This window comes from Allosphingosinicella indica, from assembly GCF_900177405.1.
In the GTDB taxonomy this organism is placed as follows: domain Bacteria; phylum Pseudomonadota; class Alphaproteobacteria; order Sphingomonadales; family Sphingomonadaceae; genus Allosphingosinicella; species Allosphingosinicella indica.
The window spans coordinates 209,328-232,293 of the sequence record NZ_LT840185.1; the positions used below are offsets into that span (position 1 = coordinate 209,328).

Here is a 22,966-nt window from a genome sequence, read left to right on the forward strand (position 1 = left end):
GTGCGTGAAATTCCCCTTGTCGCGGGGAGCGCCATCGTGAGCGGCGTCGCAGGCGAACATTGCGAACGCCGCATCGAGGCCGCGGCTCCAGTCCCCTACCCGCTTGCCGGCGACATCGCGATCGACGGCGTGCGGCTCAGCGATGAGCCCTGGGCGGCCCAAGACCTGGCCCAAAGCTATGATTTCGCAACAGGCGAACTTACGAGCCGCTTCGCCTTTGGCGCGGGAGACCGCCGCGCAACGGTGGAGATTCTGACATTCGCTAGCAGATCGCATGCGCCGCTCGTGCTGCAGGAGGTCGCGCTGACGGTGGATGCGCCGTGCCGAATCGAACTTGTTGCGGCGGTCGATCCGAAAGCCGCGCGCGGTATTATTCGCGAACGCCGGACCGGGACACCGGGCGAGAAGAGCGCCGTTTGCGACGGTAGCCTGCATTGGGAAAGCCACGGGGCGCTCAGCCGATGCGGGATTGCGCTGCTCAGCACACTGGACGGCACTGAGGCCGATCGCAGCGTCGCCGATTGGGACGCCCGGGGCCCTCTCCAAACGCGCTACGGCGCCGATGCGCGGCCTGGCCGACCGCTGCGTCTGCGCCAGATAGCCGCGCTCATCCCCTCCATCGTCCATGACCGGCCGCACGAAGAAGCAGTCCGCCGCGTCGCCGAAGCGGGCAGGCTCGGGTTCGATCTGTTGCGCGCGCGGAATCGGGAGGCCTGGTTGGAGCTGTGGAAGTCCCGCATCATGGTCGACGGCGCGAGCGTACAGCATCAGGCGTTGATCGATGCCGGTTTCTTCTACCTTAACAGCTCGGTTCATCCGGCCTCGCCCGCGGCGACATCGATCTTCGGTCTCGCGAGCTGGCCGGATTATCATTATTACTATGGCCATGTGATGTGGGACATCGACGCTTTCTGCGTCCCGCCGCTGACCCTGCTCCAGCCGGAAGCGGCGCGCGGTCTGATGTCCTTCCGAATCCGGACGTTGGATGTCGCCCGGCGAAAGGCTCGCCTCGAAGGGCGCCGCGGTGTCCAGTTCCCATGGCAGTCCGGCCCGGCGTCCGGCGACGAGTCCGCGCCCGGCGGCGGCGACGCTGCTGCTACCGAGGATCATGTCACCCTGCACGTGGCGCGCGCGGCCTCCATGTTGGCCGACAGCGTCCCCGACCTCCGCTATCTGCGCGAAAAGGCCTGGCCGATACTCGCCGGCGCCGCGGACTGGGCGGTCAGCCGCCTCACGAGAACGGAGCGAGGGTATGAGCTCTGCCGGGCAATGGGACCGGCAGAGGTGCCGGTGCCGCCCAACAATGACGCCTTCACGCTCATGGCGATGCACGACGTGCTGCGGCGCGCGATCGACGCGGCCGCGCGTCTCGGCGGGCCTTGCCCGCCGGACTGGCAGAAGGCGCTCGCCGGTCTTTACCTACCCAGGCGCAGCGACGGTGCGATCGCGTCGCACGACGACTTTCGCATCGACGAGGACAAGGGAACGACGCCCTCGCCGCTCGCAGGCCTTTTCCCGCTGGAATATCCCTTGTCCCAAGAGGAAAGGACGGCGACGCTCGCGCTTTTTCTCCCCCGCTGGCGCGCTTATGTCGGATCGCCGATGTTGCCCGCGCTCTACCCAATATGGGCGGCCATGGCGGGCGACAGGCGGCTTGCCCTTCAACTCTTTGAGGAGGGCTATGCCGCCTACGACCATGGACGCTTCCACCAGTGTCTCGAGTATCGACCCGACTTTCCGGATTCGGAAGTGCCGGCGGGACCATTTTTCGCCAATATCGGCGGTATGCTCACCGGCTTGCTCTACGGGTTTAGCGGCATGACGATCGACGGCGGAGCGCCCGATCGCTGGCCCCGCCGCCCGATCATTCTGCCGGAGGGATGGCGGTCGATCGAGGTCGAGAGGCTTTGGGTGCGAGGACGGCCGATGCGGCTCGTGGCCCGCCATGGCGCCGAACGCGCCGAGTTGGCAGAGACCTGACTGACGCTCCCAACCGGCGAACGAGGGTAAGCGAAGGTGCCCGCAGCGATGGCTGCGACGGCTCGCCGCCCGAGCACGGAAGTGCCCGGTCCGCGCAGGTTAGCCTGACAACGCCTGTCGGCTCAGTTCCTCGGCAAGCGGGCCATACAGCCGGCGGCGGCCATCAGACATGATACTCGAAAACAAGCCGGCCTCGGCATGCCGCTCGTTGTCCCATCCCGGGTAGGCGGTTACTGGATAGAGGCAGATGCCCTCCACGCGCGCGCCGCGGCGCCTCGCCTCGCGTACCTCATCGCACACGTAGTGGAGCCAAGCCGGACGCGCGGAGCCCTCCGCGCCTGTCTCCGCAATGAGCAAGGGCTTCGCGTAGCGCGCTTGGGCTTCGACAAGCATGTCGGCGAGCGGGCGATATTCATGGTGACCGAGCGGGATGGTCGCGCCGCGATAATACCATTGGTTGTGCGGATAGAAGTTCAGCCCAAGCCAATCCGCGAGGTCCGGACGACCGCCGAGTTCCGGATGCGTCACGCCAAGCAGCATGTCGGCGGCTTCAAATTGCGCCAGGCGGCGCCGTTCCGCGCTCCGCACCTCCTGCGAAGAACGGTCGCGCGGCGCGATGTGAACGAGAGGCTCGGCCCATAAGATGTGGCTGTCGGGGTCAGCGTCACGGATGGCGCGGGCGGCGGCAATCGCCGCAAGGACCAGCTGGCGCTTGAAGGCAGCTCCCGATGTGCGGGAGGCTGAAAGGAAATAGCGCTTCCCCACCGCCCAGGCGAAGAACGACATTTCATTGATCGGGCAGAACAAACCGGATTGTCCCGTGACGCTGCGCTGCAGCTGCGCTGCTGCCCGCGCGTAGTCCGCGAAGGCGGCGGGAAAGTCCGGTGCCATCGGATCGAGCCGATCCGGCGTCCCATAATGGAAAAGCGTCCAGATGACCTGGACACCCTCCGCCACTCCCGCCTCAAGCATCGGCAGCCAGCTGCTCCAATCGCGCCGATCCGCCGAAGCATCGATCAAATGCCAGCGCAGAGCGTCGCGGATCGTGCCGAGACCGGCCTCGCGGCACTGGGCGTAATCGCTACGGACATGGCTGTCGTGAGCGGTCGCCCGGATCAGGTCGAGCCGTCGACCGTCCCGTCTCCGGTGCGATGCCGCCTCGAAGCCTGCCATGTAATAGCTAGCGAAGGGCGGCGCGGCGTTACTCACCGCTCAGCTTGCGGCCGCCATCAGGTTCTGGCGTGCCTCTTCTCTCGCCCGATCGAGCCGCCGGAAGGTTGCCAGCGCCTGTCCCACGACTTGGTCCATATTGTAGTAGCGGTAAGTGGCAAGCCGCCCGACGAAGGAGACGTCGGGCGTCGCGTCCGCCAGCGCTTCGTATTTCTTGAATAGAACCTGATTTTCGGGTCGGGGAATTGGATAGAAGGGGTCTCCGCCAGCGGCCGGATACTCGTAGGTCAGGCTGGTCGCAGGGTGCTGCTGGCCGGTGAGATGCTTATATTCGGTGACGCGGGTGTACGGCACCGCCTCATCCGGATAGTTGATCACAGCCACCGGCTGAAATTGCTCGGCCTCTACCGTGCGGTGCTCGAACCGCAAGCTGCGGTAGGGAAGCTTGCCGAACCGGTGATCGAAATATTCGTCGATCGGGCCGGTGTAGACGAGATGCGCGGCGTCGACAGTATCGCGCACGTCGCGCCAGTCGGTCCCCAGCGCGCGCTCGATATTGGGATGGTCGAGCATGCGCTCGAACATGGCGGTATAGCCGTCGGCCGGCATTATCTGATGCACATCGCCGAAGTAGCGGTCGTCGGTCCCGGTCCGGGTGGGGATGCGAGCGGTAACCGCCCGGTCGAGCTCACTGGGATCCATGCCCCATTGCTTGCGCGTGTAGCCGCGAAAGAACATCTCATAGAGTTCCCGTCCGACCGCATTCACGACGACATCCTCGGACGTGCGTATGTCGTCGACGGGCTCGGAGCGCCCCGCAAGATAGCGGGCGGCGTCCTCGTCGCTGCCGAGGGCGAGGTCAAACAGCCGGTTGAGCGTCGTGCGGTTGATGGGGATGGGCACCAGCATGCCCCGGACCTCGGCGAGCACCCGGTGCTCGTAAGATCGCCACTTAGTGAATTGCGACAGATAGGCGACGATTTCGTCCGAATTGGTATGGAAGATGTGCGGACCATATTGATGGATCAGCACGCCGGCGTCATCCAGCCGGTCATAGGCATTGCCGCCGACATGGTCGCGGCGGTCGATGATCAGCACCTTCGCATCGTGCTGGCTGGCAAGCCGCTCGGCAAGCACCGAACCCGCGAAGCCGGCACCGACGATGACATGGTCGTAACGCTTGCGCCGGCCGGTGTGGATGGCCGGGGCCGCCGGCGGCGCCAGCGACAGCGCGATCAGCGCGGACATCTCGGCATGGGTCCGGTCCCAACTCATGTCGGCAAGGTGCGCGTCGGCTTCCTCCAGCCAAGCGCCGCAGTCGCGTGTCAGTTCGAGCGCTTCCTCGCACGCCCCGACGAACGCATCCGGGCCGGCTGCGATTTTCACCGCTTCGAGCGAGCCGTAATGGCGAACGACATCGATGACCGGTGTCGAAACCACCGGCTTCCCGCCGCTCAGATATTCGGGAGTCTTGGTCGGCGAAATGAAACGCGTCGACTCGTTCTGCGCGAACGGCATGAGCGCGACATCCCAGCCGGCGAGATAGCCTGGGAGCTCTTCATAGGATTTCCCGCCGAGGTAATGAATGTTCGGGCGGCGCGGCAGACTCTCCGCATCGATCTTGACCACGGGGCCGACCATGATGATCGACCAGTCCGGACGAGCGTCGGCAAGCGTGGCCAGAAGTTCCAGGTCCATGCGTTCGTCGATGACCCCGAAATAGCCGACGCGCGGCGTCGCAATCCCGGTCTGGTCCCCAGGCTGCACCTGTGGAGAACGAGCCTTTGCGAAATGCTCGCGATCGACGCTGGAGGGAAAGGGGTGGATGCTGGCGTGGCGATCCTTCTTGGCTTCGTAGAGACTGTAGCCCCCGGTGAAGACGATGTCCGCGCGCTCGAACAGTTCGGCTTCCAAGTGAAGGAGCGTCGGCGGCGCGAAGCGAAAGTTGGCGAGCTCGTCCATGCAATCATAGACGATGCCCAGTGCGTCCATGTCGCGGCTGAACGACAGCATCATCGGCGTATAAAACCAGGCGAGAACCGGCTTGCTTTGCTGGGCAAGAAAGTCCGCCAGCAGGTGACGCAGCGCCGCGTCGCGGCCGTCCTCCGACAGCCCCTGCGGCAGCCCCGGCGTCACGACCCGCACGCCCGTCTCCGAACAATCGCGCACGACGAGATGCGGCGCATCCCCGGCCTTCCCCTCGAAAGGCTCCTCCCAATATACGACCTGCCGTTCGCGCGCGAACCGGCTCATCAGATGCTGCGGCCGCTGGAACACGAAGTTCCAACGAAGGTGCGAGAAGCATAGCAGCATGCAGTCCGGCAATTGCGGAGCGCACGGCGCGGCGCCGCCGGCGGCGGCGGAATCGATTAGTTTAGCCAAGGGGAGCTCCGTCTGGAGGTTCGTTCGGGCACAGCAACGCAGTGGCCCGCCTCCCGCGCAGCAAAGTTTTCGTCATTAAATCAGATCAGTAATGAGGCGGAGCGAGCCTCAAAGACGACCAACACCGGCCTTTCACTAATGTCGATTATGATCTGCAGCTCGCTACTGACACTCGGGCCGGAGATAGAGATAGGCAGGATCGAATTCGGCGACCTGCTGCAGGCCCTGGAAATCCTTGATACAAACCCACTTTTGCCGGAACTCGACCAGGTCCCGCTCGCGTAGCTGCTTCAGCGTCCGGTTGACGTGTACCGGCGTCAGCCCCGTGCATTCGGCCAGTGCGGCTTGCGATAGCGGAAGCGTATAGCCCCCTTCGTCGACGAGGCCGACGATCTCGAGCCGAGCCCGCAACTCACAAAAAAGATGGGCAATTCGGGCCACTGCATCGCGGCGCCCCAGCGACAGTTCCCATTCGCGGTGCATTGCGGCATCGACATTGGTCAGAAACCAGAGAAGCCGCGTGAGATGGGGATGTTCGCGCGTCAGGTTTTCCAGACGCGTGTGCGGGATGGCCGCCACCATGCAGGGCGCGAGCGCGACGACGTTGTGATCCAACGCCTTCAACGAAAAACTATGGAGGTCGACGAAATCGCCGGGAATATGCAGGGCGCTTATCTGGCGCTCGCCTCGCGACAGGTCCTTAAAACGGCCCACCAGCCCCGAAAGCAGCAAGGTCGAACGATCGAGCCGCTGGCCCTGGCGGATAAAGACCCTGCCGCTGCCGACCAACGTGGGAGAGTCGAACGCATCGACAAGGGCGTCCCGCTCGCGGTCGGCAAGCGGGTCCCGTGCCTCAATCCGTGCAAGCAATGTCTCGATCACGATGCCTCACCCGGCTGCTGAGCCTCGAACGCGTCCGCGAAATCTACCTCGCACTGCCGCTCTCCTAATGGAGAGTCGATCCGTATCGATCCCCGAAGGTGGAGATGACCCGCCCGCGCCTCTTCCGCCACGATGAAACGAATACTCTGCTTTGCTTCCTCGATTGCCGCTTCCATATCCGGAAGATCTAGGCCCTCTTCGTCCTCGGTCAAACCGTCGCCGTTCAGCACATGCAGGAAGTAACGCGGCATTCCCTAGTCCTCAATGCAACGGCTGCCGACCCTTGCAGCAGGTTAGCGTGCACGTCTTTGATTTGAATCAAGCCCGCAGCAGTCAGCCGTCGGCGCTTCCCGAACGATGCACAATGCGACGGGGACGCCGACGGCGGCAGCGAGAACGAAAGGCGATCACGTCCCAACTCGTGGGCTGTCTGAGTGGTCGCCGGGAAGGCTTTCCAGGAGCGCCAAAAAAGTTAAGTACGTCACCGGGCTGCGCGGCTCCCCAACCCGACGGGGGTCGCGAGAATGCGGTGCGCCGTTGCGGCTCTATCGACCACCGATCGCTGAGCGATGGTCGAGCGTCTTCACCAGGCATCAGCGACATCCGGGCCGAACCGATCTTCGGCCACGCCCGGCCGAAAAAGGTGAGGCCCAAAGCAACGCCTGAGCTTCTCGGTGGATCTTCCTTTTTCAGTGGCTGGCGGTTTCGCCGGCGGCACGCCGCGCAACGAATTTTCGGGTGATGTCCGGAATGCCGCTGAGCACGAATTCCGCCATGGCCTGCTCCTCGCCAAGCGACTGCTTCAGGCCAGTGATCGCCGACGTGAAGCCGCCATCCTCTGCAAGTGTGATAAGCCCGGTGTAGCTCGCCACTTCGAAGTTCTCGAAAGCGTGATTGGCAAAGCTGTTCTTGATGATCTCGTCCCCGGCGAAGACATGACCAATGGCAGCGAGGTTTCCCGCGACTGCCAATCCGGCATCCTTGATGGACGAGTGGCTCTCGTCCAGCGAGGCAAGTATTTCCTCGATTCGCTCCACTTGTCCGTGCGTTTCCTCGATATGGCTGCGCAGACGCGCTTCGATCTCGGGGTAATTGGCGAGGCGGTCCACCTGCCGGTTCATGAGAGCAAGCGCCTGATGCTCCAAAGCGTGCGCGTCGCGCAGCCCGACGACAAAGATGTCGCGCATTACTTCCTTTTGGGAAGGCATAGGAAATCTCCTGGATCGGGGTTTAGCGGGACGGTGTGAGCGATTGCGCCATGGTCCGGGCATCGTCGATATCCTCGGCGCCCCCGTGATCCGCGCCCGTCACCTTGCCGGCACCGGGGCCGGCACCGAGTTCGACGCCGGTCGCGGGATCGCCGCCCGCGTGCGACTTCGTCCGGCTCGCAAGCGCGGCAAGCGTTGCGCCGTCCTCGTCACCGAGTCCCACGGTCGCCAGGCCATCACCGCCGTCGACCGGGAGTTCGCTCGTGACATCGTCGACACGCTCCCATTGCTCGCCGCTGTTCCAAGGGCCATCCATGTCTCCCTCGCCTTGCGACGTATTGACGTAGACGTTGGCGTAGCGCTCGACACCTGGAAGCTTACCCGGCGGAAAATTGTCCTCGATCGCATATAGCGCCTTCTCGAAGCTCTTCTGGTGGGCGATCTCGCGGGTCATCAGAAAGCCGAGCGCGTCCTTGACGCCCGGGTCGTCGGTCACGTTGATAAGCCGCTCGTAGACGATCTTCGCCCGGCTTTCGGCGGCGATGTTCGATCGCAGATCACACGTCGGATCGCCGCGACTGTCGATATAGGCCGCGGTCCACGGCACTCCTGCGGAGTTGGTGAGCGACGGGCCACCTCCGTATAGGATCGCCTGCGTGTGACTGTTGCCGCCGCGATTGAGCGACATGTAGAGTTCCGCTTCCTCCATCGCACCTTCGGAAATCCGGGCTTTTACACCCTTGTTCAACATCGCGACGATCGATCCGATCACTTCCAAGTGGCTCAGCTCCTCCGTCGCGATGTCGAGCAACAGGTCCTTTCGGCCCGGATCCTCGTCGCCGAGACCTTGCGTAAAATATCTCATGGCGGCGGCCAGCTCGCCATCCGGGCCACCGAATTGTTCCAGCATGTAGGACGCCAGAACGGGATCGGGCTCCGCCACACGTACCGTATATTGCAGTCGTTTGTTGTGAATGAACATTATGCCGCCTCCTGATGAGGATATAAGCAAGTAGAGCCCAGCAATGTTCCGAAGACCTGGAAAGATTATTATTTACGTAGATCAATTTTTGATAAATTTATCTTATGTTACAAATCATCCTGTTCCTCAAAATTAGTATTGTAGATTTGATTTGACGGAACCAAGGCAAATAGTTTCTGATTCTGCGGGTTCGATGGGAGAGGCCAATGCTGCGACATGTCCCAAAAATCGGTCTCTGCACCATGATTGCCGGCTCCAGCTGGCTTGCAGTCCCGGCGCATGCTCAAACCGGCCCGCAGCGGATGGTAGCGAAACGTGGTCAGCGCGCTGGGGTCGCACCGGCCGAATATGCCGCACGCGCGGCGGCCAGCGACCGGTACGAGATCGAAGCGGTGCGGATCGCGGCGGAAATCGGAGGTGCGCAACCTCGTCGGCATGATCGAGAATAATCACAGGATGTATCGAGCGGCTGATGCGCGAGGTCAAAGAAATGCGCCCCCCGGTTGACCTCGCTGCGCGAATGGATGCGAAGCAGCGGGGCAATTTCGTCGCTCCGCGGAAGGCCAACGGAGCCGGGTTCGACAACGCGTATCTGCGGCAGCAGGTCCCTGCGCACCAAGAAGCGCTCGCGCGCGTTGAGCCTTATGCCAAAGCACGGGTTGGATCCCACATTGCCCACGCCCCCAGCGCTGCCGGTCCCATCCGCCCGCATGAGCGGGCGCGCGATATCTCGCGGAAAAGATAGCGGGATCTGCAACCGTCGACCCCTGGAGTCGTCCAGACGAGGGTGAGCCTTGCATGCCCTCGAATTCCGATTGAGGAAGAAGCCAATGACAGAATTGAAAAAGCCACCCGAGATCAGCGCGGAAAAATGGGAAGGCGGCGGCGAAAGCGCGGGCGGTTCCTATCCAGCTCCCCGCCGCAGACGAAAGGGCGCTTCGAAACATGGCGGCCAGAGCGAGATCGCATATCACGGCTCTGGACAACTCGGCGATCAGGATGCTGGCCCCGACAATCCGAATGCGCCTGCCAAAGGCGGCTGACCCTTGTTCAACCGCCTTCGATCCTGATGCCCAAAGCCGCGATGCGCTCGACATCGCGATATTCTTCGCGGTCGAGCTCTTCGCCGAAGATGTCCGGGTCGATTTCGCTCGCCTCCATCCGCCACTCCGGTCCCAATTCTCCCATGAGCCGGGCTGCGAGCAACACCTCGCCCTCCACGACGGGGCTTCCGCAATACACCAGGATCTGGCCGCCCGGCTTGACGAGGTGGGTCGCCGCGAGCGTCCAGCTTACGGCCAGATCCAATCCCCGGTCCTCGCCGCCGTCGCGATATTGGCGATGTTCGCCGTCCACCATGTAGGGCGGGTTCATGACGACGGCGTCATAGGTCTGGTCCGGCAAAGCCGTAAGGTCGGCCATTGTCGTTTCCGCGGCGATATTCGCAGCCCGGGCGTTATGCCCGGCCATCCAGAGAGCCCTCGCGTTGATGTCCAGCAATGTCGCGCGCGCTGCCTTTCCGGCGCGCACGGCGCTGATTCCACCCGCGCCACTCCCGGCGCCGATGTCGAGAATATGTCCGTCCGAAGCGGGCAGTTCGCGCATAATGAAGGCAGCGAAGCGATACGTGTCAGGCCCGAAGAAAACGGCGTCCCGCTCCAGCGTCGGGAATGCAGAATGAACGAACAGCGCCCCGCCCAAGGACGACACGCGGATCAGCGGCCGAAGCCAGTGGCCTTGCGGCTCGATAAACGCGCCGCGCTCGAGGAGCGCCAGCAGATCAGCATCGATGTCGGCGGGCGAGAAGGGCAGCGACCACCCGAAGATATCGCGCAACGACCGAGCGCGCCGCCGATTTCGCTGCAGGTACCGCTGATGCGTCGCCGGTGTCGGCGTGACGAAATTATAATCGAGAGCTACCAGCCGATCGAGCAATTCGGCAAGCACCTGATCCGCGGCAGCCGGAGGTCTCAGCTCCATAAATGCTGGCGATACCGCTCGAAGCAGCGTGCACCGCAATGCAGGCGGATCAACGCGCCCTCTGCGATCGCAAGCGCCCGATCGGGATCCTCGGCAACCAGCGGCTCGATGACTTCGGCGTTCCACGCCTCGCTGTGCTTGACGTCCAGCACCGCGTGAAGCTCGAAATAGTGCCGTTCCCGGCCCGTGAAGGCGAGCCGCCGCAAACCTTGCGCGACCTTGGCTGCACGACCCGGCGCGGTAAGCTCGATTGCGCCAAGGGCGCCGACCGCGTGAAAGGCGTGTCGCCGCGACGTCGCCATCGCCGTCATGGCATTCGCAAGACAGAGGCTTTCCCAGACGGTCGTGTCGATCTCGGGCGTCAGTGCGAGGCGTTCGACCAACGCATCCAGCATCGGCCCGTGCATTCCCTTGCGGTTGCCGCGGCCCATCTCATCCCAGTAATTGCGGGCAAGTTCCAGTTTGGGGCGGACCGGCATCTTGATCTGGGCGAGCGCCACGAGATCGTCGAAGCCTGCCTCGCCTGCCGCCTCCTGCGTCATGAACCAGCGAAATTGCTCGACATCGGCTTCGGTCGCCAGCCAATCGAACAACGGATCTCCCTGGCCGGGGCCGTTGATCTCGAGTGCCTCGAACCAGCGGACGAACCCCGCAGGATCGCGCGGGACGCAAGCCGCTTCAGCGGCAACTTCGACACGAAGCGCCTCCAAGAATTCTGCTTCTTCGCAGGCCATTGCCTGGTCACGCGCAAGAGCGCCTCGCCAGTCGTGGGCCGGAAATCCCGGTTCCAGCCGCATTCGGTTCCAGGCCGCCAGTCGGCGCTGCGGTGTGTCGGCCCGATAGTCGCCCAGCACAGGTGCGCTCGAGAATTTGAGTTGCGTCGCCAAAATATGTTGTCCCCATCTGATGAGGGAGAGACGAGGGCGACGCACGCTTGTTCCGGCAGAATTGCCATACCTTTACATGCGTTATGCAAATAGTTCCGTGTCGAATCTCAGTGTCGCGCGTAATTGGCGGATGCGATTTCTTGGTGTTTCGGAAACCTGCGACCTCGGCTCGCTCTATCTTCGGTTGATCGAGGAGGGGCATGAAGTCCGCGTCTCGGTGAGCGAGCCGCTTGCCGATGGCACGATGCGCGGTCTGGTGCCCAGAACGGAAGATTGGCGCGCCGAGCTCGATTGGGTGCGCGCCGGCGGCCGAGGAAGCGCGATCCTGTTCGAAGCGGTGTCCGAAGGCTTGGGCGCGCTCGAGGACGATCTTCGCGCGCAGGGCTATAGCGTCATCGGCGGCAGCGCGTTCGGCGATCGTCTGGAGAATGACCGCGATTTCGCGTTCGGCCTGCTGGAAGAACTCGGTTTCGCAACCGCGCCCCAGCGGCGCTTCGACGATGCCGCGGCGGGCCACGCCTACATCGCGGAGCGTCCGCATCGCTACGCGTTGAAGTTCCACGGAGCAGGTGACGGAAGTGCGCGCAACTTCGTCGGCGTGCGCGACGACGGAGCCGATGTCGCGGCGGTGCTGCGTGCGGCGCGTGGGGCATCGCTCCCGCCTTTCGTACTCATGGATTTTGTGGCGGGCGTCGAGATGGGCATCGGCGGCTATTTCAACGGCGCACGCTTTCTCCGGCCGACCTGTCTCGACTGGGAGCACAAGCGGTTCTTTCCCGGCGATCTGGGCGAACTGACCGGTGAGATGGGGACGATCGCCACCTATCGCTCCAATGGCGAATTCTTTCGCCAGACATTGGAGCGGATCGAGCCGGCGCTGCGCGCGCACGGGCATGTCGGCTACGTCAATCTCAACACCATCGTGAACGAGAGCGGCATCTTCCCGCTCGAATTCACCTGTCGCTTCGGCTACCCCGGTTTCGCCGTCCTCGATCCTCTTCAGACCCGTGGTTGGGGGGATCTGTTCGCTCGCATGAGCGATCCGGAGAGCACCTATTTCGAAACAAGCGCAGATTTTTCGGCCGGCGTCGTCGTTACGACGCCGCCCTTTCCCTATTCGCGCAAGGAGGTCGAGGCTCCGGTCGGTCTCCCGGTCTGGATCGACAAGAAGCTGCACGCTGCGGATCGCGCACACATTCACTGGGGCGAGGTCGGGATGTCGCACGACATGATGGTCACGAGCGGCCTGTATGGCTGGTCCGCGGTCGTCACCGGCACGGGTCCGACTGTAGTTTCCGCCGCGTCCGCGGCCTATGAACATCTGGAGGCGCTGGCCATCTCGGACATGCGTTACCGCGAAGATATCGGCGATAAGCTGATCCGGAGCGATCTCGAACGCGTCCAGTCACTCGGCCTCATCTGATCAGCTGGGGAAGATAGGAGCACCATCCGCGAACGTATCGCAAATCGTTCGATAGTCGGAGGTCAGCTCCTCGCCAGCCCGAAGGTCCCGCGCCGCCACGTCGTCCCCGAAGGCGATGCCTTTGGACAGCGTATTGGGCGTTTCCGAATGATTGAAATGGCGTCCATTGTCTCCGCACAGCACCCAGAGGCGCGTAGCCGCGTGCAATGTCGAATAGGTTCTCAGAAAGCTTCCCAAGCCTTCCGGCAACTGCGCCAACTCGTAGTCTGCGTACACGCGATCGATTCTGCTATCGAACTGCCACACGAGCTGGCCCGCCCTCACCGGCTCCAGAAGAAAAACTCCTATTCCGTGAATGACGCTTGGCCGCAATTCGGTAGCCACGGTGAGCATGGGCAAATCTCCTTGCCCGCGCCGTAACGCAGCAAGCGACGACTACCATTCACTCAGATCAGGATTTGCAATTGCCTGCGGCGCCCGGAGGATAGGGTCGTCCCGACGGAGTGACGGCATCATCCCGCGAACGCTCGGCGTCGTCACTTCCTTTTCCTTTTGCGCGTTTTGCCGATGCCGGCACCTCATCGATATTTGCCTCGTCGGAAGCTGGAAGCGGATGGCGGCTAGCGGGCATCGGGCGCCTCGTCCGGGGCCGGATTAATCGGCCCAAGGTCGTCATCGAAATCCTCCCCCGGGTTGCCGCCGCCAGCGCCAGAGCCGCTACCGTGGACCTCCCCATTCGGTTCGATCCACGGCTTCCGGCCGCGCTCCTGCGCTTCGGGCGATTTACGGCCGTCTGCAATCATGCGACCTTGAAGCCTTCAAGGTTAATGGTCCGGGTCAGCTCCCGATTGCGCTCGTTTCCTAGCTGTGCGCGCAATTGGGGAAACAGCTTCTCTTCCTCCTCGCGCATATGATCCTCGATGTCGGCGCGGAAGCGCCGGACGGTCTCGAGAAACTTCGGTGAATTCGCCGGCGTGTTCGACAGCTCAAACAGGAATTGCTTCACATATCCATGCTCGCGATTCAGCTCGTCGGCCTCTTCCGAACGGCCGCTCTCCCGAAGCGCCGGATAGATCACATTTTCCTCTTCGATCGCATGTTTGGTCAGCGCATATTTGAGCTTGGCCAGCAACGCCGTCCGCTTGATCTTAGCATCATCGCCGCTTTCCTCGAGCGCGTCGAAAATTGCGCGGACCGCGTCATGCTCTGCCTTGAGGGCCTCGTCCCATTCTCCGGCAAAGTAGCTAGGCGCCTGCGCCGCGCCCTTCCGCGCCACCACGGCTGCGATGCCGGCCGCGGCGCCTGCGGCCAATGCACCGAGGAGAAAGCTCGTCTTGTTGTCGGAAACGCGCGCCGAATTGCTCCGCGAACGGGTAGTTGTCGCCATGGCTCGCTCCCTTCATTTGATATCGCCTAAACGCCACGACTGCTTCGGCCGTTCCCGCGAACGCAGTCAAAGTTTTCGAGTGGAGACCACCCCAAGTGACTGACTGGCGTCCACAAAAGTGCTTCAGCTCGGTGGGATCGATTGACGACTCAGCCTAGGCAATGAGCGAACCGAGCCTGCTTGCTTGGACGCATACTGCATTGTCTTCGTAAAGAGGCGTCTACCCGAGGGGTTTGGATGATGAAACGATAGCTCTATCCCGGCGGTGAAGCGCTCGCGTCATCGTCCCGGACATCGTCGAGATAGTCGCTCCACCACTGGTGCATGGAGACGCGCTCGTCCCAATACGACCCACGATTATAGATACCTCGCACGGCATTGGCGTCGGCATGAGCCAGCGAACGTTCGATCGCATCCGCGCTCCACCGGCCGCTCTCGTTGAGCAGCGTCGACGCAGTCGTGCGCAGACCGTGCGCCGTCACCACGCCCTTCGCGAACCCCATTCGTCGAAATGCCTGGTTGATCGTGTTCTCGCACTGCGGCTTTCGAGACGAGTGATAAGCTGGGAAGGCAAAGCCCGCCTCCCCGGTCAGCTGACGAAGTTCGTCGAGGCGCGCCAGAACCTGCCGCGAGAGCGGTACGGCATGTGGTCTGCGCATCTTCATCCGTTCCTGCGGGATCTTCCAGACTGCTGCCTCCAGGTCGAATTCGCGCCATTGCGCGAAGCGCAATTCGCCAGGCCGCGACATGACATGCGGCAATATCTGCATGGCGAGTCGCGTGACCGGACTTCCGCCGTATCTGTCCACTTCGCGAAGCAGCGCACCAAGCACTACAGGATCGACGATTGCAGCGTGATGGCATGCCTTCGGAGCCGTCAAGGCCCCCCGCAGCACAGATGTCGGATCGGTTTCGCCTCGACCCGTTGCAACAGCATATCTGAAAACCCGGCTGGCAAAGGACCGGCAACGCGCCGCCGTTTCGTGCCGACCCGACGCATCGATGCGCTTCAATGCGGCTAGCACTTCAACGGGTTTGAGATCGGCAATGGCGCAATTCGCTAGCGGCGACAGCTGTTCCAGGAGCCAGTTCGCTTTGCAGATCGTGGCGACCGCCCGACCTTCGGCAACGGTCTTGTCGATATATTCCGTCGCGACCTCGCCGAAGGTATTCGCTGCATTGAACTTGGCGACCAGCTTTGCGTGGCGCCGTTCGGTCACTGGGTCTCCACCCTCCCACACCTTTCGTCGAACCTCGTCGCGAAGACGGCGCGCTTCCGACAGTCCCACCTCCGGATAGCGTCCAAGGGCAATGCGCTTATCCTTGTCGTGCTGGCGATACTTGAAGCGCCACAGCTTCGACCCGCTCGGATGTATCTCTAGGAAGAGCCCATTCGCATCTGCTCGCTTATAGACGCGCGCCTGCGGCCGAAGTGCTCGTATCTCGATATCTCTTAGGGCCATCGCCTTCCCTTCCTAGCAAAGCGAGCTGGCCATTCAGATGAATCGGCCTGAACTCGCGAGCCCTTGGATCGATGCGTATGGGCATCGATCCCATGGCCCCATTTATGGCCCCATCGGTGGCCCCACTTTCCTCCAGATGATCTAGAACGAAATGAGACCGATTGGGACAGCACAAGCTAGAAAGTGGCAGATTTCTGCCGTTTTGTCGATCGATATGAGATGTCATGAAAAGAACAAATGGTGCCCCTGGTCGGACTCGAACCGACACTCCTTGCGGAACTCGATTTTGAGTCGAGCGCGTCTACCAATTCCACCACAGGGGCACGGCGACGCTGCCTAGCCGAGCGTAGAAGGCGGAGCAATATGGCGAGCGATAGAGGCTAGCCAAGCGCACACGAGCAGCAACGCCCAGCTCTTTAGCAACGAACCCGTGATAGAGCCAAATACTGCTCGCGGAAAATACCGATTCCTTTACCGCGGTATAATCTTTCGGCGGAGACTCAAAGTTATTGAGAATGCCGAATTCTGACTATACGTCATGTGTCAGGGGATTTATTCGGGGGTAGTCGGAGTGGCGTTCAAAGATGGTTGTCGGGCTTTAAGCCCGATTGGTTTTGTGCGCGCGTCGGTATTGGCCATAGCGCTGACTACGGCAACATCTTGCGGCGGAGGCGGAGGTGGGGGAGCGCCAACCCCTTCGCCTTCCCCGTCCAACCAGGCGCCCTCGTTTACATCGATCAATGCGGCGAGCGTGTCGGAAAACAGCGCTGGGGCGATCTATCTGGCGGCCGCCACAGACCCTGAGGGTAACGCCATCACATTCTCGATCGCGGGTGGCCCGGACGTATCGCGCTTCAATATTACGACCGCAGGTCAGCTCAGCTTCAAGACGCCGCCGAATTACGAGCTTCCGGATGACGCCGATAAGGACAATGTCTATCGCGTGACCTTAGCCGCGAGCGATGGCCGCGCTTCGAGCGTACTGGATCTTGCCGTAACGGTAACCAACGACCCGGAAGGCGTCTTCGTCCGCCGGATCGCAACCGGCTTCGCCGATCCGGTAGATGTGTCGATCGTCAACGCGTCCACCTTGCTCGTGGCAGAAAGGGACGGGAACGTCTTTGCGTTCGATGTCCCGAGCGGCCGGAAAACCCTGCTGATTCGCATTCCAGATAGTCTTGGATCACTGGAATTGCATGCCATTGCCGCTTCGAAAACCTACGCAAATGACGGGTCATTCTACCTGCTGTACAGCAACCCCCTAACGAGGATCGAAAAATATGCCCGCAACAGTTCGGGCGCAACGGCGTTGGCCAGCTTCAATCCGGTTCTTACCGTAGGCGAGGCATTTAGCAGCTATCGCGCGGAGCGCGGATGGCTCCATGTCGCTGACGATGGCGACTTGTTCGCAGCGATGGGAGACGGCCGCAGTTTGACCATGGAGAGTGAGGCCCAATCGGGTCGCCTGCCTTTCGGAAAACTATTCAGATTGAGACTGAAACCAGACCCGTATGCGGGCGCCGCCGTCGGGCCTTTCTACTTGTCCACTCAGCTCGCGAAGGGCTTGCTTAGCCCGCAGGGGGGCGCGCTGTTGGCAGATGGTCGTGTCCTCCTCACAGACCGCGGCAATGTCTGGGCCGAGGTCAACCTTGTGGATCCGCGTCAGCCGCCCGCCAATCTTGGCTGGCCTTACAAGGATGGCAGCCTACTGCTTAAGCCGTCGCCGCCAGCGAATCTCGTCGATCCGATTCTGGCATATGAGGCGAACGGAGACTTGTCGCCGGACGGACAGATCGTGGGAGGAGCGGTAAGCGCCGGTCCGATCATCTCATTGCGCGATCGTTTCCTGTTCGCCGATCAGCGTGGCGCGATATTCGCGCTGCCGCTTGCGGCCATCAAGCTAGGGCAAACATTGGGACTGGCCGCGGCAGAGAGACGCACCGCGGATTTTGCGCCAGATCAAGGTGTGATCAATGGCCCTCGCGCGCTGAAAGCCGACGCCAACGGAATCATTTACATTCTGGACTTCGACGGCGACATCTTCCGCGTCGACGCTCGCTAGCGATCCTTTAGCTCCGCGGCGCCTGGCGGCGATAGCTGAGGGCTTCGGCGATGTGGACGCGGCCGATGCCTTCGCTGGCGGCGAGATCGGCGATGGTGCGGGCGACGCGGAGGACGCGGTGGAAGCCACCGGGCGGAGAGGCGCATCGCGTCCGCCGCTTGCGCGAGGAGCTTGCGGCCGGGCTCGTCGGGCGTCGCAACCGCATCGAGCAGATCGCCGTCCGCCTCGGCATTGGTGCGCGGCCCCTGCCCTTTGTAGCGCGCCGTCTGCACCGCGCGGGCTGCGGCGACGCGCGCAGCGACCTCGGCCGATCCTTCGGCGGGAGGCGGGAGCACCAGATCGGCGGCGCTGACCGCCGCGACTTCGACATGAAGATCGATCCGGTCCAGCAGCGGGCCGCTCACCTTGGCCTGATAATCCGCCGCACATTTGGGCGCGCGCGAGCAGGCGAGCGCGGGATCGCCGAGATGGCCGCAGCGGCAGGGGTTCATCGCCGCGATCAGCTGCACCCGCGCCGGAAAGACGACATGGGCATTGGCGCGTGCGACGCTGACATTGCCGGTCTCGAGCGGCTGGCGCAGCGAATCGAGCACGGGCCGCTGGAACTCCGGCAGCTCGTCGAGGAACAGCACGCCGAGATGTGCAAGACTGACCTCGCCGGGGCGGACCTTGAGCCCGCCGCCGACCAGCGCGGGCATTGACGCCGAATGGTGCGGCGCGCGGAACGGGCGGGCGCGGACCAGCCGGCCGCCGTCGAGCGCACCCGCGACGCTCGCGACCATCGACACCTCCAGCGCCTCGGAGGGCGTCAGCTCGGGTAGGATGCCTGGCAGGCAGGCCGCGAGCAGCGATTTGCCCGCGCCCGGCGGCCCGGTCATCAGCAGATTGTGGCCACCCGCCGCGGCAATCTCGAGCGCGCGCTTGGCGGTCTCCTGTCCTTTGACCTGCGCGAGATCGGGGCCGGCCGGAGGCGGATCGGCGGGACCGGGTTGCGGCGGCGACAGCGCTGCGCCGCCGCGCAGGTGATTGGTGAGCGCAATGAGATCGGGAGCGGCGACCACCTCGACATCGCCCGCCCACGCCGCTTCCGGCCCTTGCGCCGCGGGGCAGATCAGCCCCAGCCCGCGCTCCGATGCATGGAGCGCCGCGAGCAGCACGCCGGGGGACGGCATCAGCCGCCCGTCGAGCCCGAGCTCACCGACCGCGACATAGCCCGCCAGCGTCTCAGCATCGAGCGCGCCCATCGCGGCCAGCAGGCCGAGCGCCACCGGCAGATCGTAATGCGATCCCTCCTTGGGGAGATCGGCGGGCGACAGGTTCACCGTGATCCGCTTGGGCGGCAGCGACAAGCCGATCGAGGCGAGCGCGGCGTGGACGCGCTCACGGCTCTCGTTCACCGCCTTGTCGGGAAGCCCGACCATGAGGAATTTGGGCAACCCGCTCGCGACCTGAACCTGCACTTCGACCGCGCGCGCCTCCAGTCCCAGAAACGCGACCGTGGCGACATGCGCGACCATAAACGAAGCCCCCCGGCGATGAGCCGCCACCTTGGAGCGACGAATGCGATAAGTCGAGCCTTGGCAGGCCGTTCGGCGCCAACCACATCGCCAGTATGGACGCACGCGCAACCTGGATATCGCTCGGCCGCAAGCCCGCCGTCCGGACGGGCCTGTTCGTGCTCGGCCTGCTGCTGATCGCCGCCTCGCCGATCGTCGGGATCGTGCCCGGGCCCGGCGGCGTCATCGTGTTCGGCGCTGGGCTCGCGCTGGTGCTGAAATACAGCGAATGGGCGAAGCGCCGCTACGTTGCCTTCAAGCGCCGCCATCCCAAGAAGGGCGAATGGGCTGACTGGGGCCTGAGGCGCCGCAGCGCCCGCCGCCGCGAGCGCATCCGAAAGGCGGAAGAAGTGGAAACCGCGCTGCCGGGCGATTGACTTTCGCGCCCCTCCGCCGTATCGGCGCCGGCAACGGTCGCGGCCCTCGTGCTACGCGGCCCTTTTCATTCGATTTCACAAGGTATGAGCGATGAAGCGCACCTTCCAGCCCAGCAATCTCGTGCGCAAGCGGCGTCACGGCTTCCGGACCCGCTCGGCGACAGTGGGCGGCCGCAAGGTTCTGGCGGCGCGCCGCGCCCGCGGCCGCAAGAAGCTGTCGGCCTGACGATCCTCCGGCGGCGGGCGGATTTCCTCGCCGCTAACCGGGGTCTGCGCGCACCGACCACCGGCTTCGTGCTGCTGGTCCGCGACCGTGCCGATGGCGATACCGCCATGCGATTCGGCATTACCGTCACCAAGAAGATCGGCAACGCCGTAGTGCGCAACCGCATGAAGCGGCGCTTTCGCGCGTTGGCGCGCGAGATGCTGCCGGCGAGCGGAATCGCGGGGGCGGATCATGTTTTCATCGGCCGCAATAGCGGGATCGAACGCCCCTTCAATGATCTGCGCGCCGATCTCGCGAAGGCGCTGGAGCGGGTCGCACGGGGCGAAAGCGCCGTCCGCCGCCAGCCGCAGCCCCGGCGGTGATCGCGAAGGCGCTTATCCTGGTCGCGCGCGGCTGGCAGATCGGCCCGTCGCGCATCCTTCCGCCAAGCTGCCGGTACAGCCCCAGCTGCTCCGCCTATGCAATCACCGCCTTGTCGCGCTATGGGGCGCTGCGCGGGGGGTGGCTTGCGCTCAAACGCCTGCTTCGCTGCCACCCCTGGGGCGGCTGCGGCCATGATCCCGTTCCGTGACTTTCGCTGCATGAGGAAAGCCGAGTGACCGACCACCGCAACATGATCCTTGCGGTCATCCTGTCCGCCATCGTCCTGTTCGGATGGGGTTTCGTGACGGAGCGCTATTTCCCGACTGCGGACAAGGCGTCGACCAAGTTCGTCGATGGCAAACAGGTCGCGGTGCAGCAGCCGAGCGCCGGCCCCGCCGCGCGCACCCCCGCCGCCATCCGCAGCCGCAACGTGGTGCTCGGCGAAAGCCCCCGCGTCGCGATCGAAACGCCTTATCTCAAGGGCTCGATCAACCTGCGTGGCGCCAACGTCGACGATCTGGTGCTCACCACCTACAGCCAGACGATGGCGGCCAATTCGCCGCCCGTTCGCCTGCTGTCGCCGGCTGGCGCGCCCAACGCCTATTTCGCGAGCTTCGGCTGGACCGGTGACGGCGTCGCGCTCCCCGGCCCCGAAACGATGTGGACCGCGAGCGGCAACCGGCTCGCACCCGGCGCGCCGGTGACGCTCTCCTGGACCAACCCGACCGGCCAGCGCTTCGACATCGCGCTCAGCATTGACGGCAAGTTCATGTTCAAGGTCGACCAGACGGTCACCAACACCGGGCCGGGCGCAATCGCGGCGCGGCCCTACGCCCTCATCAGCCGTGTCGGCAAATCGCCCGATCCGGACAGCTGGACGGTCCACACCGGCCCGATCGGCGTGTTCAACGGCGCGGCCGAATATGGCGTCGATTTCAAGGATCTCGACAAGGAGCCGGTGTCGCGCTTCTCTTCGCGCGGTGGTTGGCTCGGCTTCGGCGACAAATATTGGCTGACCGCGCTGGTGCCCGATCAGGCCGCATCGATCGACGCCGCGTTCCGCCGCGGCGGCGGCGACAGCTATCAGGCCGATTTCACCGTCCAGCCCGCGATCGTTGCGCCGGGCAAGGCAGTGCGCGCCACTTCGCGCCTGTTTGCCGGCGCCAAAGAAGTCGAGCTGCTCGACCGCTATGAGGACCAGCTCGGCATTGCGCAGTTCGATAAGGCGATCGACTGGGGCTGGTTCTACTGGTTCGAGAAGCCGATCTTTTACCTGCTCCACTGGCTGTTCGTGACGATTGGCAATTTCGGCGTTGCGATCATCTGCCTCACTTTCATCGTCCGGCTCGTGATGTATCCGATCGCGCAGCGCCAGTTCGCGTCGATGGCGAAAATGCGCGTGCTGCAGCCGAAGATGAAGGCGCTGCAGGAGCGCTTCAAGGACGACAAGCCGCGCCTTCAGCAGGAGATGCTGAAGATGTATCAGGCGGAGAAGGTCAATCCGTTCGCGGGCTGTCTGCCGATCCTGCTCCAGATCCCGGTCTTCTATGCGCTCTACAAGGTGCTGCTGCTCTCGGTGGAAATGCGGCATCAGCCGTTCGCGCTGTGGATCAAGGATCTGTCCGCGCCCGATCCGCTGACCCCGGTCAATCTGTTCGGCTTCCTGTCGTTCACCCCGCCCGCATTCCTCGCGATCGGCGTCCTCCCGATTTTGCTCGGCATCACCATGTGGCTGCAGTTCAAGCTCAACCCGGCGCCGATGGACCCGATCCAGAAGCAGGTGTTCGGCTTCATGCCGTGGGTGTTCATGTTCATCATGGCGCCGTTCGCAGCGGGGCTTCAGCTTTACTGGACCGTCTCGAACATCCTCACCATCGCCCAGCAGAAGTGGCTCTACAGCCGCTTTCCGGGGATGAAGGAGGCAAGCGAGGCCGAGGCGAAGACGTGAGCGGGGACGAAACCCCCGGCGCCGCTGAGACTGCAGAGGCGGAAGAAGCCGCGCGCAAGATCTTTGCAGGCCCGATCGCTTTCCTGAAATCGGCGCCGACGCTCAAGTTCCTGCCCGATGCCGCGGCGCCGGAGGTCGCTTTCGCAGGCCGCTCCAACGTCGGCAAGTCGTCGCTGATCAACGCGCTCACCAACCGTAAGGCACTGGCGCGTACGTCGAACACGCCGGGGCGGACGCAGGAGCTCAACTTCTTCGATGTCGGCGAGCCGCTGCTGTTCCGGCTGGTCGATATGCCCGGCTACGGCTTTGCCAAGGCGCCCAAGGATGTCGTCCGCCAGTGGCGCTTCCTGGTGAACGATTATCTGCGCGGCCGGCAGGTGCTGAAACGCGCGCTGGTGCTGATCGACGCGCGCCACGGCATCAAGGATGTCGATCGCGAGATCTTGAAGATGCTCGACGATGCCGCCGTCAGCTACCGGCTGGTGCTCACAAAGGCGGACAAGATCAAGGCGAGCGAACTCGCCGCCGTCACCGCACGCACCGCCGAGGAAGCCGCCAAGCGACCCGCTGCCCACCCGGACATCATCACGACCTCGAGTGAAAAAGGCATGGGGCTGGCCGCGCTACGCGGGGCGGTGGTCGAAGCGATCGGGTAGCCGGGCCGCGGTTGCCCTCTCCGCTGCCCCCGTC

Annotated in this window: 23 protein-coding genes, 1 tRNA gene and 1 pseudogene; 11 read left to right on the forward strand and 14 right to left on the reverse strand. The window is 63.5% G+C overall.

Going from position 1 to position 22,966, the window contains the following annotated elements; all coding sequences use genetic code 11:
* Positions 1-36 precede the first annotated feature (36 nt).
* Entirely contained in the window at positions 37-1,980 is a 1,944-nt protein-coding gene (locus B9N75_RS00995) for a glycoside hydrolase family 65 protein (protein ID WP_244552385.1), read from the forward strand.
* 99 nt (positions 1,981-2,079) lie between these two features.
* Here B9N75_RS00995 and B9N75_RS01000 read toward each other — a convergent pair whose 3' ends face one another.
* From B9N75_RS01000 to B9N75_RS13850, 7 genes are all read right to left on the reverse strand, one after another.
* On the reverse strand, positions 2,080-3,189 hold the full coding sequence (locus tag B9N75_RS01000; RefSeq protein ID WP_085217116.1) for a phospholipase D-like domain-containing protein: 1,110 nt from the start codon (positions 3,187-3,189) through the stop codon (positions 2,080-2,082).
* Between the two features lie 3 nt (positions 3,190-3,192).
* On the reverse strand, positions 3,193-5,532 hold the full coding sequence (gene glf / locus B9N75_RS01005; RefSeq protein WP_244552386.1) for a UDP-galactopyranose mutase: 2,340 nt from the start codon (positions 5,530-5,532) through the stop codon (positions 3,193-3,195).
* Between the two features lie 162 nt (positions 5,533-5,694).
* The gene (locus B9N75_RS01010; protein WP_085217117.1) at positions 5,695-6,414 is read right to left on the reverse strand and encodes a Crp/Fnr family transcriptional regulator; all 720 of its coding nucleotides are present in this window, start codon (positions 6,412-6,414) and stop codon (positions 5,695-5,697) included.
* Positions 6,411-6,665: a DUF6894 family protein gene (locus B9N75_RS01015; protein ID WP_085217118.1), complete on the reverse strand. Its 255-nt coding sequence runs from the start codon at positions 6,663-6,665 to the stop codon at positions 6,411-6,413. The genes B9N75_RS01010 and B9N75_RS01015 overlap by 4 nt, the downstream gene beginning before the upstream one ends.
* A 438-nt stretch (positions 6,666-7,103) precedes the next feature.
* On the reverse strand, positions 7,104-7,601 hold the full coding sequence (locus B9N75_RS01020; RefSeq protein ID WP_244552387.1) for a ferritin-like domain-containing protein: 498 nt from the start codon (positions 7,599-7,601) through the stop codon (positions 7,104-7,106).
* A 43-nt stretch (positions 7,602-7,644) separates the two neighbouring features.
* The gene (locus B9N75_RS01025; protein ID WP_085217120.1) at positions 7,645-8,604 is read right to left on the reverse strand and encodes a manganese catalase family protein; all 960 of its coding nucleotides are present in this window, start codon (positions 8,602-8,604) and stop codon (positions 7,645-7,647) included.
* Between the two features lie 107 nt (positions 8,605-8,711).
* Positions 8,712-9,041: a hypothetical protein gene (locus tag B9N75_RS13850; protein ID WP_157123631.1), complete on the reverse strand. Its 330-nt coding sequence runs from the start codon at positions 9,039-9,041 to the stop codon at positions 8,712-8,714.
* A 53-nt stretch (positions 9,042-9,094) separates the two neighbouring features.
* On the opposite strand from B9N75_RS13850, the gene B9N75_RS14445 reads away from it, so the two are divergent.
* Positions 9,095-9,349, forward strand: a complete 255-nt coding sequence (locus tag B9N75_RS14445; protein WP_425292413.1) for a DUF4142 domain-containing protein — start codon at positions 9,095-9,097, stop codon at positions 9,347-9,349.
* Between the two features lie 49 nt (positions 9,350-9,398).
* Entirely contained in the window at positions 9,399-9,647 is a 249-nt protein-coding gene (locus B9N75_RS01035; RefSeq protein ID WP_157123632.1) for a hypothetical protein, read from the forward strand.
* Between the two features lie 7 nt (positions 9,648-9,654).
* Here the strand turns inward: B9N75_RS01035 and B9N75_RS01040 are convergent, their stop codons facing one another.
* Together B9N75_RS01040 and B9N75_RS01045 are read right to left on the reverse strand one after the other, a co-directional pair.
* Positions 9,655-10,584, reverse strand: a complete 930-nt coding sequence (locus tag B9N75_RS01040) for a methyltransferase (protein WP_085217123.1) — start codon at positions 10,582-10,584, stop codon at positions 9,655-9,657.
* Positions 10,575-11,471: an iron-containing redox enzyme family protein gene (locus B9N75_RS01045; RefSeq protein WP_425292414.1), complete on the reverse strand. Its 897-nt coding sequence runs from the start codon at positions 11,469-11,471 to the stop codon at positions 10,575-10,577. Before B9N75_RS01045 ends, B9N75_RS01040 begins: the two co-directional genes overlap by 10 nt.
* On the opposite strand from B9N75_RS01045, the gene B9N75_RS01050 reads away from it, so the two are divergent.
* Positions 11,455-12,894 (forward strand): phosphoribosylamine--glycine ligase, encoded by a 1,440-nt coding sequence (locus B9N75_RS01050; RefSeq protein ID WP_157123633.1) that lies wholly within the window; start codon positions 11,455-11,457, stop codon positions 12,892-12,894. The two genes, B9N75_RS01045 and B9N75_RS01050, sit on opposite strands and share 17 nt — an antisense overlap.
* Here the strand turns inward: B9N75_RS01050 and B9N75_RS01055 are convergent, their stop codons facing one another.
* The 4 genes from B9N75_RS01055 to B9N75_RS01075 form a co-directional block, all read right to left on the reverse strand.
* Positions 12,895-13,287 (reverse strand): SET domain-containing protein, encoded by a 393-nt coding sequence (locus B9N75_RS01055; protein ID WP_085217125.1) that lies wholly within the window; start codon positions 13,285-13,287, stop codon positions 12,895-12,897. It abuts the gene before it with no gap.
* Between the two features lie 406 nt (positions 13,288-13,693).
* Positions 13,694-14,281: a hemerythrin domain-containing protein gene (locus B9N75_RS01065; RefSeq protein ID WP_085217127.1), complete on the reverse strand. Its 588-nt coding sequence runs from the start codon at positions 14,279-14,281 to the stop codon at positions 13,694-13,696.
* A 254-nt stretch (positions 14,282-14,535) separates the two neighbouring features.
* Positions 14,536-15,744, reverse strand: coding sequence for a tyrosine-type recombinase/integrase (locus B9N75_RS01070; protein ID WP_085217128.1), 1,209 nt, complete (start codon positions 15,742-15,744; stop codon positions 14,536-14,538).
* A 238-nt stretch (positions 15,745-15,982) separates the two neighbouring features.
* Positions 15,983-16,067, reverse strand: a tRNA-Leu gene (locus B9N75_RS01075).
* Positions 16,068-16,495: 428 nt separating this feature from the next.
* On the opposite strand from B9N75_RS01075, the gene B9N75_RS01080 reads away from it, so the two are divergent.
* Positions 16,496-17,806 (forward strand): PQQ-dependent sugar dehydrogenase, encoded by a 1,311-nt coding sequence (locus B9N75_RS01080; RefSeq protein ID WP_172840776.1) that lies wholly within the window; start codon positions 16,496-16,498, stop codon positions 17,804-17,806.
* A 7-nt stretch (positions 17,807-17,813) separates the two neighbouring features.
* Here B9N75_RS01080 and B9N75_RS01085 read toward each other — a convergent pair.
* A pseudogene (locus B9N75_RS01085) lies at positions 17,814-19,323 on the reverse strand (YifB family Mg chelatase-like AAA ATPase).
* A gap of 95 nt (positions 19,324-19,418) precedes the next feature.
* Between B9N75_RS01085 and B9N75_RS01090 the strand changes: the two are divergent.
* The 6 genes from B9N75_RS01090 to yihA all read left to right on the forward strand — a co-directional run bounded on the left by B9N75_RS01090 (position 19,419) and on the right by yihA (position 22,932).
* Complete coding sequence (locus B9N75_RS01090; protein WP_085217130.1) at positions 19,419-19,739, forward strand: hypothetical protein; 321 nt, start codon at positions 19,419-19,421, stop codon at positions 19,737-19,739.
* A 91-nt stretch (positions 19,740-19,830) separates the two neighbouring features.
* Positions 19,831-19,965 carry a 50S ribosomal protein L34 gene (gene rpmH / locus B9N75_RS01095; protein ID WP_085219331.1) on the forward strand — a complete coding sequence of 45 codons (135 nt, stop codon included), beginning with the start codon at positions 19,831-19,833 and terminating at the stop codon, positions 19,963-19,965.
* A gap of 2 nt (positions 19,966-19,967) precedes the next feature.
* Positions 19,968-20,327 carry a ribonuclease P protein component gene (gene rnpA, locus B9N75_RS01100; RefSeq protein WP_085219332.1) on the forward strand — a complete coding sequence of 120 codons (360 nt, stop codon included), beginning with the start codon at positions 19,968-19,970 and terminating at the stop codon, positions 20,325-20,327.
* Positions 20,324-20,536, forward strand: coding sequence for a membrane protein insertion efficiency factor YidD (gene yidD, locus B9N75_RS01105; RefSeq protein ID WP_085217131.1), 213 nt, complete (start codon positions 20,324-20,326; stop codon positions 20,534-20,536). Before rnpA ends, yidD begins: the two co-directional genes overlap by 4 nt.
* Positions 20,537-20,560: 24 nt before the next feature.
* Complete coding sequence (gene yidC / locus B9N75_RS01110; RefSeq protein WP_085217132.1) at positions 20,561-22,276, forward strand: membrane protein insertase YidC; 1,716 nt, start codon at positions 20,561-20,563, stop codon at positions 22,274-22,276.
* Positions 22,273-22,932: a ribosome biogenesis GTP-binding protein YihA/YsxC gene (gene yihA, locus B9N75_RS01115; RefSeq protein ID WP_085217133.1), complete on the forward strand. Its 660-nt coding sequence runs from the start codon at positions 22,273-22,275 to the stop codon at positions 22,930-22,932. The genes yidC and yihA overlap by 4 nt, the downstream gene beginning before the upstream one ends.
* Positions 22,933-22,966 lie beyond the last annotated feature (34 nt).